Consider the following 11,432-nt stretch of genomic DNA (forward strand, 5'->3'; position numbering starts at 1 on the left):
CGGACAGTATGGAAATTTCTATCTTAACCGATGTGGGTCAAAGACGGACAAATAACCAAGACTATGCAAATCAATATAAAAATAAAGCGGGAAAATCCATGGTTTTTCTAGCTGACGGGATGGGGGGGCATCGTGCTGGTAATATTGCTAGCGAGATGGCTGTTACCGATCTCGGCGCTGCTTGGGTAGCGACCGAAATCAGCACCATTAACGAAGTCAGAGAGTGGTTTGCGGAGTATCTGGAAAAAGAAAACCAGCAGATCCATCGCATTGGTCAAGATGAAGAACATAAAGGAATGGGAACAACTCTCGAAGCTGTTGCCGTTATTGATGACCAAGTCTTATTTGCGCATGTAGGGGATTCCCGAATTGGACTCGTGCGTAATGGGGAATACCATCAATTGACCAGTGACCATTCTTTAGTAAACGCCTTGCTCAAGGCAGGACAGATTACGGAAGAAGAGGCAGCTCATCATCCCCAACGCAATATCATCACCCAATCCATTGGACAAAAAGATGAATTGCAGCCGGATTTTGGTATGGTTACGGTTGAAGCGGGAGATTTCATTGTTATCAATAGTGATGGATTAACCAATATGATCTCTGGCGATGAAATCCGTGATATCGTTGTCAGCGATTTATCGATTGAAGAAAAGGCAAAAACCTTGATTCGCTTTGCGAATAATGCTGGCGGTTTGGACAATATTACAGTTGTACTGATTCGCTTTGCTGAGGAGGATATGGCATGATTCAAATCGGCAAAATTTTTGCCGGACGATATAAGATAATCCGCCAAATCGGGCGTGGAGGAATGGCAGATGTCTACCTCGCTCGGGATTTAATCTTAGATGGTGAAGAAGTTGCAGTTAAAGTACTGAGGACCAATTACCAAACAGATCCAATTGCAGTTGCTCGCTTCCAACGAGAGGCCAAAGCGATGGCAGATTTGGATCATCCAAATATCGTTCGGATCACGGATATCGGTGAAGAAGATGGCCAACAATACTTGGCGATGGAATATGTCGCTGGTTTGGACTTGAAACGCTATATCAAAGAAAATGCTCCTCTCTCAAATGAAGAAGCTGTTCGCTTGATGGGGCAAATCCTTCTTGCTATGCGCTTGGCGCACACGCAAGGCATTATTCACCGTGATTTGAAACCTCAAAATGTCCTTTTAACATCGGACGGAAATGCCAAGGTTTCTGACTTTGGGATTGCAGTAGCCTTTGCAGAGACCAGTCTCACCCAGACCAACTCTATGTTGGGTTCGGTTCATTATTTATCACCAGAGCAAGCTAGAGGATCGAAGGCTTCTATTCAAAGTGATATCTATGCAATGGGGATCATTTTCTACGAAATGCTGACGGGTCATATCCCTTATGATGGGGATAGTGCAGTGACCATTGCGCTACAACATTTCCAAAAACCACTTCCGTCCATCATTGAAGAGAACAAAAATGTTCCGCAGGCTTTGGAAAATGTGGTGATTAAGGCCACAGCAAAGAAACTATCCGATCGCTATAAGTCGGTAGCTGAAATGTATGTCGACTTGTCAAGTTGTCTTTCTTATGAACGCCGTAATGAGAAAAAATTAGTCTTTGATGACGCTTCAAAAGCGGATACCAAGACCTTACCAAAGGTGAACGTGGTTCCAAAACCGGCTCCACTTCCAACATCGGAAGCTCGTCCTACAGTTCATGAGGACCGACCAGTGGTTTCAGAGGATCGAACAGCTCCAGTTTCTCCAAAAAATAAGGCACGTCGTCGTTTGCGGACGCGCTACAAGGTCTTGTTTGTAGCCCTAGCTTTGGTACTAGCTGCTTTTGCCTTTCTTCTTTATATGAGTCCAGCCAACAAAACAGTTCCGGATGTATCTGGAAAAACGGTAGCAGAAGCTCGGGCTATCATTGAAGATCAGGATCTTCAAGTAGGAGACGAAAAAGAAGAATACAGTGATTCGGTGCTGGAGGGCTATGTAATCCGTACCAATCCAAATGCAGGAGCTCAGAAAAAGGAAAACAGCAAGGTTGATTTGGTTGTCTCGAAAGGGCCAAGCACCTTTGACATGCCGGACTATACTGGTAGGTCTAGAGAAGATGCGGAAAACGATCTGAAAACCACCTATAAGCTTTCTAGCAAGCTGATTTCGATTGAAGAAGTCGAGACCAATGAAGTGGAGCCAGGAATCGTGCTTGAGCAATCTCCTGCTGGTGGTCAAAAATATGATTTGACTTCTAATACCAAGGTTGTTCTGAAAGTATCGAAGGAAAGTAATTCGATTGAGTTACCAAGTTATGTTGGTTCTAATTATGAATTTGCTGTCTCTAATCTCGTACAGATTTACGGGGTGAAGGAAGCAAATATTGAACGGAAGACCACATCGCATCTGCCGGACGGAGTAGAAGTCTTACCAGGTCATATTGTGAGTCAGACTCCAGAAGCTCAATCGAGCATCGATATTAAAAAGACTCGCATTGTCTTAACCGTATACGAACCGAAGACAGAATCATCAAGTAGCACGAAAGCTTCAAGTAGTTCATCAGAAAGTTCAACCTCTACAACAGTAGAATCCCATTCCAATACGGAACCTTCGGCTACTACTGAACCAGAATCTTAACATGATGACCTTATAAAACCAGACCCGATCGGTCTGGTTTTTTTAGTAAAGAGAGAGTTGGAATGAATCCTTCTAGAGGCGGAAGCGAATCCTTTAGAATTTTGATAAAATAGAATGGAGAGGTTCAATTATGTGGAAGATTCAATTGTTTGTGTTTGTTGAAGCTTTGTTACTCACCATGGCTGCAATCACTATTTTAGCGGGAAATATATCTCGTATCGTCCTAATCGTGGTTCTGTGCTTGCTTCTATTGTATTATTACATCGGAAAACAGCGGAGTAACTTTCTTTTAGTGGCATCCAGCATTCTGCTGTTTTTTATTGTCATGTTAAATCCTTATGTCATTGCTGCGCTTTTGTTTGCTGTTGTCTATGCCATGCTGGTGGCTTATCCCTATTTTTACCGTGAAAATGAAGAAGTGAAGATAGATTATGAGGAAGATGTAGAAATCCGACAAGAGAAAACGCCTTGGATTGGGGATCTGCATCATTTTTCAAAGGTAAACTGCCATTTTCGTGATTTAACGATTACTCGTTTAGTGGGGCGGGATACGATCCATTTAGACGAAGTGATTGTTGTGAATCATGACAATGTCATCATCATGAGAAAGATGTTTGGCAATACGAAAATTATTTTACCGGTGGATGTGGAGCTGAGCTTGCAGGTGAATACCTTGTATGGAGAATTGCGCCTCTTCTCTCAAAAACCTAGAAAATTGAGAAATGAGACAGTAAGCATGGAGACACCGAATTATCGAAGTTCCCATCGAACAGTGAAGCTTGTTATTGCGGGGATTGTAGGAGATGTGGAGGTCGTCAGAGGATGAAACGAACAGACTATCTTTTAATCTTCCTTTATACGGTCTTAATTCTAGCTGTTATTATCCATTCTATTTTTGGTCTTTTCGACTTTCAGTGGACTTATCTATTGGAAGATTTATCCAAACTGCGTGCTTTTCTGTTTATTGGTTTTGGCTTGACGGTTGCTCTGACTATTTTGATGATTTTATTGATTAAATTGATTCAATTTACAATCATGAACACCGTCCAAAAAAACCTGAGAAACTTGCTCGAAGGCAAGAAGCTAAAACTCGGAGAAAACAAAGAGATTAATGAAGAGTTTCAACGCTTGGATCGCAAGCTCAAACGCCTGACAGAAAATTTGCAACGAACAGAAAATCGGGTCATGCAAAATGAAGAAGAGATTGTGGAGAGAGAACGCAGGCGAATTGCTCGAGATCTCCATGATACGGTGAGCCAAGAATTATTCGCAGCTAATATGATTTTGTCTGGTGTAGCCAGTCAGGATCAAGTTCTTCAACTCCCTAAAGTAGGGCAACAGTTGAAGGGGGTCACAGAAATTCTAAACACCGCTCAAAATGATTTGCGGATTCTCTTATTACACTTGCGGCCGACAGAATTAGAAGGTCGAAACTTGGTAGAAGGTCTCCAGGTGATTTTTAGAGAACTACAAGAAAAGAGTAATTTAGAAGTTTATTTTGAACACGATGTTCAAAAGTTACCAAAAACTATTGAAGAGCATATTTTTCGAATTGTACAAGAAGTAGTGAGCAATACACTAAAACATGCACATGCGAAGCGCTTGGATGTTTATCTGTTGCAAACAGAACAATCTCTCCATCTGAAATTAGCAGATGATGGAGTGGGATTTGATCCAGAATCTTTGGGTGAACTAAGTTACGGTATGAAGAATATTCAGGATCGAGTAGATGACATGGCAGGAAGGATTAAGATTTTGACCAGTCCCAAAAAGGGAGTGGCTATTGATATTAAAGTGCCGTTAGTAGAAGGAGAAGATGATGAAATTATTACTAGTAGATGATCATGAAATGGTCCGATTAGGCTTGAAAAGCTATTTAAGTATGCAAGATGGGATTGATCAAGTCCTAGAAGCCAGTGATGGTCAGGAGGGTGTTGAGTTAGCCCTAAAGGAGCGACCAGATGTCATCATTATGGATATTGTCATGCCCCATATGACTGGGATTGAAGCGACACTCACGATCCTAAAGGAGTGGCCAGATGCAAAAATATTGATCCTAACATCCTATTTGGACAATGAAAAAATCTATCCTGTCTTGGATGCGGGAGCCAAGGGCTATATGCTCAAAACTTCCAGCGCAGAGGAAATTTTACGGGCTATTCGTAAGGTGGAGCAAGGAGAGTTGGCAATTGAGACAGAGGTAAGCCAAAAAGTAGAGTATCGAAAAAACCACGTGGAACTCCATGATGACTTGACAGCGCGTGAACGAGATATCTTGGCTTTGCTAACCAAAGGATATGAAAATCAACGGATTGCTGATGAGTTATTCATTTCATTAAAAACGGTCAAGACCCATGTGTCGAATATTTTGTCAAAATTAGAAGTGAGCGACCGTACTCAGGCAGTGGTCTATGCCTTCCAGCATCACTTGGTTTCTCAGGAAGATTTTTAGTCAAAAACATGCTATAATAGACAGCATACTGAATGGAGATCCACATGGATGCAAAAACACGCTACAAAGCAAAAAAGATTAAAATAGTATTTTTTGATATTGACGATACCTTACGAAATGTTGAGACCGGCTATGTTCCGGCTTCGGTCACCAGAGTATTCTCTCAATTACGAGAAAAAGGAATTTACACAGCTATTGCTAGTGGAAGAGGGATTTTTGGAGTGCCAGAAGAAATCAAGGCTCTCCAACCTGACTTTTACGTCACTCTGAATGGTTCCTACGTGATTGATCGTAAGGAGAATGTCATTTATGAAGAAAGGGTACCAAATCCACTTGTTCAAGACTTTATTGCTTGGGCCAAGCAAGTAGGAATTCATTATGGTTTGGTTGGGAGTCATCAAGCAGCTCTTTCAGCTCGGACAGAAGAGATGAGCCGGGCTATTGACCCCATTTATCCAAAGCTACCAGTAGATCCTGATTTTGCTGCTAAGCATCCCATTTATCAAATGTGGACTTTCGAGACTGGTAAAACAGTTGATGCTCTCCCAGAAGCTTTGGGGCAGGAATTGCGTTTGGTTCGTTGGCACCCAATCTCATCAGATGTTGTCTTGGATCAGCAATCCAAAGCTCACGGTGTCTCAAAAGTAGTCGAAAAATTGGGATTCAAACCAGAAAATGTCTTAACATTTGGGGATGGATTGAACGACTTAGAACTATTTGACTATGCTGGTTTAGCGATTGCCATGGGGAATGCCCAGGATGCATTAAAAGCAAAAGCAGATTATGTCACAAAAAATTTAGAAGAAGATGGCATCTTACATGCCTTAGAGGAGTTAAAAATGGTTGAAAAAGAATTGCACTTACCACAAAAAAAAATGGATCAAGAAACAGGACCAATTGCGACGATTCATACCAACTATGGAGATCTGAAGATTCGACTTTTCCCTGAACAAGCTCCGAAAACAGTAGCAAACTTTATTGCGCTAGCGAAAGATGGCTACTACAATGGAGTGATTTTCCACCGCATCATTAAAGATTTCATGATCCAAGGTGGGGACCCAACTGGAACAGGTATGGGTGGAGAATCCATTTATGGAGAGTCTTTTGAAGATGAATTCTCAGAAGAGTTGTACAATATCCGTGGTGCGTTATCCATGGCCAATGCTGGTCCAAATACCAACGGCAGTCAATTCTTCATTGTTCAAAATCAACACCTTCCTTATTCTAAAAAGGAAATTGCCCGTGGTGGTTGGCCTGAAGCCATTGCAGAGATTTATGCAGAAGAAGGAGGAACTCCTCATTTGGACCGTCGTCACACAGTATTCGGGCAATTGATGGATGAAGCTTCTTATCAAGTATTGGATACAATTGCGGCAGTTGAGACAGGTGCCATGGACAAACCTAAAGAAGATGTGGTCATGGAATCGATTGACATTGAGGGAGAAGCATGAGAATCGGGGATAAACTCAAGGGTGTTGTGACAGGCTTGCAACCTTATGGAGCCTTTGTTGAATTAGAGACAGGGGTAACCGGTTTGATCCATATTTCTGAAATCCGCAGTGGATATATCGACAACATTCATGATATCTTAAAAATTGGGGATCAAGTTTGTACCCAGGTTATTGATATAGATGAATACTCTGGGAAGGCTAGTTTGTCCCTTCGAACCTTAGAAGCTGGGAACAGAAAGCATTTTCGCCATCATCGTTTTTCAAATGATCGCCATAAGATCGGTTTTACTCCTTTAGCCAAACAATTACCTATTTGGATTAAAGAAAGTAAAGAATTTTTGAGTGACACTAGTCAGGGAAAATAAGAATTTGTTTCTGCAGATAGAAGAAAAAGAGGCTACATCGTAGCCTCTTTTTTATTCTTGATCAAAATCGTAAAGGGTAGTTGAAAGGTAACGTTCTCCATTATCCGGTGCCAAAGCCAAGACTTTTTTACCAGCGCCAAGCTCTTTAGCGACTTCAATTGCTGCATAGATAGCGGCAGCAGATGAAATTCCAACTAAGAATCCTTCTTTTCCACCAATGTAGCGACCTAATTCTAAAGCTTGTTCAGAAGTGACGCGGATTACGCCATCATAAGAATTGGTATCCAACGTTTCTGGAATGAAACCTGCTGACAATCCTTGGATTTTGTGTGGTCCAGGTTTTTCACCAGAAAGAATCGCTGATTCATCTGCTTCGACTGCATAGACTTGGACAGCTGGGTTGACTTTTTTCAAGGCATGAGAAACACCTGAAATAGTTCCACCAGTTCCAACACCACTGACATAAGCATCCAATCCATTTGGTCCAAAAGCTTCTAAAATTTCTTGTCCTGTTGTTGCTTCATGGACTTCTGGGTTGGCGCTATTGTTAAATTGGAGGGGAAGGAAACCGTTTCGTTCTGCAGCGATTTCTTCTGCTTTAGCGATAGCTCCTTTCATTCCTTCACTACCTGGAGTTAAGACAAGTTCTGCTCCATAAGCTTGAATGATTTTTCGACGTTCAACACTCATGGTTTCAGGCATGACGATAACGACTTTATACCCTTTGGCAGCCCCGACCCATGACAAACCAATTCCTGTATTTCCGCTGGTTGCTTCAACGATAGTAGAACCAGGCTGAAGAAGTCCATCTCGTTCTGCTTTTTCAATCATGCTAAGAGCAATCCGGTCTTTAACAGATGATCCAGGGTTGAAGGCTTCTAATTTAACATAGACATCAGCAGCCCCTTCAGGTACTAGGTGGTTCAATTTTACAATAGGTGTTTTTCCGATTAATTCTGTAATATTTTGATAGATTGGCATACGATATACACTCCTTTGTTAGTGTATCCAGTATACCGCCAGTAAGAAGGTTTGTAAAATATAAAAAAGCTATCGAGGTGATAGCCTTTTTTTATAGCTGAATGGGAACTTCCACTTCCTTTAATCCCTGATCACTAATCTCAACTTTTCCATGGTAAAAATCAATCAGGTCTGCAATCACATCTTCTTTTTGCCCTTTATCTACATAAATCAGACTAAAGACAGCATCGGTGAAGTCTGTCTGGTATTCTGTAAATTGGTGAGCGGATAAAAAGTTCGCAAACTCTTGGTATTGGGGATAAGTTAAGTTAATCCCTAGACCAACCTGCTCTTTGATCTCGACGAGACCGATTTCTTTTACAGCTTGTGCGACACTGCCAGCATAAGCGCGAATGAGTCCACCGGCTCCTAGCTTGATCCCACCAAAATAACGAGTGACGACACAGCAGACATTGGTCAGTTCGTGATTCTCTAAAACGCCAAGCATGGGTACGCCAGCAGTCCCACTCGGTTCGCCATCGTCACTGGTCCGTTTAATTTCAAATTGCTCTCCAATGACAAAAGCAGAACAATTGTGAGTTGCCTTATAATGTTCCTTCTTGATAGCGGCTATAAAGTCGCGAGCTTCCTCTTCAGTATATACTCGTTTAACATGGCAAAGAAAGCGGGATTTTTTAATTTCTTCTTGGACGAGACCGTCCTCTTTAAAAGTCTTGTATTCCATACATTTATTTTACAAAAAAACTCTTAAAACTGCGAGCTTTTACGAATATATAAGTATGAAACTTGAAGATTGTTATGGACGCTTGTTCACCCAAGACCAACTGGAGAATGACCTGCTTGAGCAGGCTCAGCAACTACCAGCTATAGTGCAGGAAAAGACGGGTTTGATTTGTAATCGGTGCGGAACCAAGATTGATAAGGCTAGATGGAAACTACAGATAGGGAGCTACTATTGTAGAGCCTGCATTCAATTGGGAAGAGTTAGGAGTGACCAAGCACTTTATTACTTTCCCCAACAAGCCTTTCCGCAAGAAGAAGTCTTAAGATGGCAGGGTACCTTAACTCCCTTTCAAAGTCGGGTTTCCCAGGAGTTGGTTCAATCCTTGACAGAAAGCAAGCCAATGATGGTACACGCGGTAACAGGAGCAGGTAAAACGGAAATGATGTATCAAGTGGTGGCGGAAATGATTAAAAAAGGGAGATGTGTGTGCATTGCTACACCAAGGATTGACGTGTGTATTGAATTGTATAAACGGATGACGCTGGACTTTTCCTGTCCCATCTCCTTGTTGCACGGTGACTCAGACCCTTATTTCCGAACGCCTCTTGTCATATCTACTACTCATCAACTACTCAAATTTTATCAAGCTTTCGATCTCCTCATAATCGATGAAGTCGATGCCTTTCCTTTTGTTGACAACCCCGTTCTCTATCATGCCGTTTCAAATGCCGTAACCAAGAATGGGAAGCTCATCTATTTGACAGCTACCTCCACAGAAGAATTGGATAAAAAGGTCAAAAAACAGGAGATAAAACGCGTTAGCCTACCTAGACGCTTTCATGGTAATCCCCTTGTGGTCCCCAAAAAAGTATGGTTAAAAGATCTACGTAAAAAAGTAGAAAAGAAACAAGTGCCAACGAAGTTGCTCAAGCTAATAAAAGAACAACGGAAAACCTCCTTCCCCCTGATCCTATTTGTATCAGAAATTGAATTAGGAGAAAAAATCCTCAGTCTATTAAGAAGGGCCTTCAAGAATGAGATCATCGAACTGGTAACCTCAAAAACGGATAATAGGTTGGAACTGGTAGAAAAATTTCGCAATCAAGAAATCACCATCCTTGTGTCAACGACCATTCTTGAACGGGGGGTCACCTTCCCTAAAGTAGACGTGTTCGTGATTGAGGCCAACCATCGATTGTTTACCAAGAGCGCTCTGGTTCAAATCGCAGGTCGTGTGGGAAGAAGTATGGAAAGACCCACAGGGGAATTACTATACTTGGCAGAAGGTAGTAGCAAAGAGATGACGCAAGCTATTAAAGAAATAAAAGAAATGAATCGGGAGGCAGGTTTTTGAGTAATTGTTTGCTATGTGATGAAGAGATTTCCTATCAAGAATCCTTAAAGAGCCTCATCCTAATGAAAAAGGATAATCCAACGATGTGTGACAACTGTAAAAACAAGTTTGACCCAATTAGTGAAGCTAGTTGCAAGACTTGTTGTAAAAAAAGCACGGAGACTTTTTGTGAAGATTGCCAAGAGTGGAAACGAAAAGGAAAGAAGGTAAACCATAGAGCGCTTTACTACTATAATGAAGAGATGAAGGAATATTTTCAAAGGTACAAATTTCAAGGTGACCAATTGTTAGCTTGTCTCTTTGCTGAAGAAATGAAGGCAGAACTAAAAAAATATAAAGGCTATACCATAGTTCCCATACCTTTAAGCGATGCTAGAAAAAAGAAAAGGGGGTTTAATCAAGTAACAGCCATTTTAGAATCTGCAGGGATCCCCTATCAAGACCTATTGAAAAAAAAGGGTACAAAGGCCCAATCACAAAAAAATAAAAAGGAAAGATTGAAAGTAGAACAAGCCTTTGAACGCATAGAGCCAGAAAATCAAAGCTGGCCTGAGAATATAGTGATAGTGGATGATATCTATACAACAGGAGCAACCATCGAAAGAGCCAAAGAAATGTTAATTGTAAATGGGGTGAAAGAAATAAGATCTTTTTCATTAGCAAGATAGAATAATCAAAAATATATTTGCAAAAACAAAATGAAAGCGTTATAATATAGATATAAAAAGAAAAACGTTTAGAAAGAAGGTACTTATATGATTAAATATAGTATCCGTGGTGAAAACCTAGAAGTAACAGAAGCCATTCACGACTACGTCGTTTCTAAACTCGAAAAAATTGAAAAATATTTTCAAGCAGAGCAAGAATTGGATGCCCGCGTAAACCTAAAAGTTTATCGTGAAAAAACTGCAAAAGTTGAGGTCACGATTCCGCTTGGTTCCATTACACTTCGTGCAGAAGATGTTTCTCAAGATATGTATGGATCAATCGACTTGGTAGTTGATAAGATTGAGCGTCAAATTCGAAAGAATAAAACAAAAATTGAAAAGAAAAATCGTAGCAAATCTGCAACCAGCAAAATCTTTACAGACGCTCTGGTTGAGGAAAGCGTTGCTCTTGAAAAAGTTGTCCGCACAAAAACGATTGACATTGAACCAATGGAACTAGATGAAGCCATTCTACAAATGGAACTATTGGGACATGATTTCTTCATCTACAAAGATGTGGAAGATAATACAACAAATGTTATTTACCGTCGCGAAGATGGAGATGTAGGACTTCTTGAAGTCAAAGAAAAATAAGCTAATACACTAAGAAAGCTCCTGTAGAACATACAGGAGCTTTCCTATACTATAGGAAGATAAAGTTTCTAAATAAAAAAACAACAAAAAATTTAAAAAAATAGAAAAAAGATATTGACAAGTATTTATGGACGTGATATACTAATATAGTTGTCGCGCGAGAGCGACAAAGACCTTTGAAAACTGA

The 11,432-nt window shown here is 40.8% G+C and carries 12 protein-coding genes; 10 read left to right on the forward strand and 2 right to left on the reverse strand.

Annotated elements, in window-relative coordinates:
• The first annotated feature begins 8 nt into the window (after nucleotides 1-8).
• The 7 genes from L0M85_RS06665 (at nucleotide 9) to L0M85_RS06695 (ending at nucleotide 6,885) form a co-directional block, all read left to right on the forward strand.
• The gene (locus tag L0M85_RS06665; protein WP_048691932.1) at nucleotides 9-749 is read left to right on the forward strand and encodes a Stp1/IreP family PP2C-type Ser/Thr phosphatase; all 741 of its coding nucleotides are present in this window, start codon (nucleotides 9-11) and stop codon (nucleotides 747-749) included.
• A complete protein-coding gene (gene pknB, locus L0M85_RS06670; RefSeq protein ID WP_048691928.1) occupies nucleotides 746-2,617 on the forward strand; it encodes a Stk1 family PASTA domain-containing Ser/Thr kinase in 1,872 nt (623 codons plus the stop codon). The genes L0M85_RS06665 and pknB overlap by 4 nt, the downstream gene beginning before the upstream one ends.
• A gap of 130 nt (nucleotides 2,618-2,747) precedes the next feature.
• Complete coding sequence (gene liaF, locus L0M85_RS06675) at nucleotides 2,748-3,443, forward strand: cell wall-active antibiotics response protein LiaF (protein ID WP_048691924.1); 696 nt, start codon at nucleotides 2,748-2,750, stop codon at nucleotides 3,441-3,443.
• The gene (locus L0M85_RS06680) at nucleotides 3,440-4,459 is read left to right on the forward strand and encodes a sensor histidine kinase (RefSeq protein WP_048691922.1); all 1,020 of its coding nucleotides are present in this window, start codon (nucleotides 3,440-3,442) and stop codon (nucleotides 4,457-4,459) included. Before liaF ends, L0M85_RS06680 begins: the two co-directional genes overlap by 4 nt.
• Nucleotides 4,437-5,069, forward strand: a complete 633-nt coding sequence (locus L0M85_RS06685) for a response regulator transcription factor (protein ID WP_223363588.1) — start codon at nucleotides 4,437-4,439, stop codon at nucleotides 5,067-5,069. The genes L0M85_RS06680 and L0M85_RS06685 overlap by 23 nt, the downstream gene beginning before the upstream one ends.
• Nucleotides 5,070-5,113: 44 nt before the next feature.
• Entirely contained in the window at nucleotides 5,114-6,520 is a 1,407-nt protein-coding gene (locus tag L0M85_RS06690) for a Cof-type HAD-IIB family hydrolase (RefSeq protein WP_223363587.1), read from the forward strand.
• A complete protein-coding gene (locus L0M85_RS06695; RefSeq protein ID WP_223363586.1) occupies nucleotides 6,517-6,885 on the forward strand; it encodes a S1 RNA-binding domain-containing protein in 369 nt (122 codons plus the stop codon). Before L0M85_RS06690 ends, L0M85_RS06695 begins: the two co-directional genes overlap by 4 nt.
• Before the next feature lie 51 nt (nucleotides 6,886-6,936).
• Here L0M85_RS06695 and cysK read toward each other — a convergent pair whose 3' ends face one another.
• A complete protein-coding gene (cysK, locus tag L0M85_RS06700) occupies nucleotides 6,937-7,866 on the reverse strand; it encodes a cysteine synthase A (protein ID WP_125329919.1) in 930 nt (309 codons plus the stop codon).
• Between the two features lie 91 nt (nucleotides 7,867-7,957).
• Nucleotides 7,958-8,590 carry a YigZ family protein gene (locus L0M85_RS06705; RefSeq protein WP_223363585.1) on the reverse strand — a complete coding sequence of 211 codons (633 nt, stop codon included), beginning with the start codon at nucleotides 8,588-8,590 and terminating at the stop codon, nucleotides 7,958-7,960.
• 55 nt (nucleotides 8,591-8,645) lie between these two features.
• Between L0M85_RS06705 and L0M85_RS06710 the strand changes: the two genes are divergently transcribed.
• The 3 genes from L0M85_RS06710 to raiA all read left to right on the forward strand — a co-directional run bounded on the left by L0M85_RS06710 (nucleotide 8,646) and on the right by raiA (nucleotide 11,245).
• A complete protein-coding gene (locus L0M85_RS06710) occupies nucleotides 8,646-9,944 on the forward strand; it encodes a DEAD/DEAH box helicase (RefSeq protein WP_223363584.1) in 1,299 nt (432 codons plus the stop codon).
• Complete coding sequence (locus tag L0M85_RS06715; protein WP_223363583.1) at nucleotides 9,941-10,612, forward strand: ComF family protein; 672 nt, start codon at nucleotides 9,941-9,943, stop codon at nucleotides 10,610-10,612. Before L0M85_RS06710 ends, L0M85_RS06715 begins: the two co-directional genes overlap by 4 nt.
• Nucleotides 10,613-10,699: 87 nt before the next feature.
• Nucleotides 10,700-11,245, forward strand: coding sequence for a ribosome-associated translation inhibitor RaiA (raiA, locus tag L0M85_RS06720; RefSeq protein ID WP_006596830.1), 546 nt, complete (start codon nucleotides 10,700-10,702; stop codon nucleotides 11,243-11,245).
• Nucleotides 11,246-11,432 lie beyond the last annotated feature (187 nt).

It is taken from the genome of Streptococcus sp. DFI.7.26 (assembly GCF_022240605.1).
GTDB classification, from domain to species: Bacteria; Bacillota; Bacilli; order Lactobacillales; family Streptococcaceae; genus Streptococcus; species Streptococcus xiaochunlingii.

Bases quoted from the DNA above. Each gene is read 5' to 3' on its own strand.
- L0M85_RS06665 (WP_048691932.1), top strand. From the start codon at position 9: ATGGAAATTTCTATCTTAACCGATGTGGGTCAAAGACGGACAAATAAC.
- pknB (WP_048691928.1), top strand. From the start codon at position 746: ATGATTCAAATCGGCAAAATTTTTGCCGGACGATATAAGATAATCCGC.
- liaF (WP_048691924.1), top strand. From the start codon at position 2,748: ATGTGGAAGATTCAATTGTTTGTGTTTGTTGAAGCTTTGTTACTCACC.
- L0M85_RS06680 (WP_048691922.1), top strand. From the start codon at position 3,440: ATGAAACGAACAGACTATCTTTTAATCTTCCTTTATACGGTCTTAATT.
- L0M85_RS06685 (WP_223363588.1), top strand. From the start codon at position 4,437: ATGAAATTATTACTAGTAGATGATCATGAAATGGTCCGATTAGGCTTG.
- L0M85_RS06690 (WP_223363587.1), top strand. From the start codon at position 5,114: ATGGATGCAAAAACACGCTACAAAGCAAAAAAGATTAAAATAGTATTT.
- L0M85_RS06695 (WP_223363586.1), top strand. From the start codon at position 6,517: ATGAGAATCGGGGATAAACTCAAGGGTGTTGTGACAGGCTTGCAACCT.
- cysK (WP_125329919.1), bottom strand. From the start codon at position 7,866: ATGCCAATCTATCAAAATATTACAGAATTAATCGGAAAAACACCTATT.
- L0M85_RS06705 (WP_223363585.1), bottom strand. From the start codon at position 8,590: ATGGAATACAAGACTTTTAAAGAGGACGGTCTCGTCCAAGAAGAAATT.
- L0M85_RS06710 (WP_223363584.1), top strand. From the start codon at position 8,646: ATGAAACTTGAAGATTGTTATGGACGCTTGTTCACCCAAGACCAACTG.
- raiA (WP_006596830.1), top strand. From the start codon at position 10,700: ATGATTAAATATAGTATCCGTGGTGAAAACCTAGAAGTAACAGAAGCC.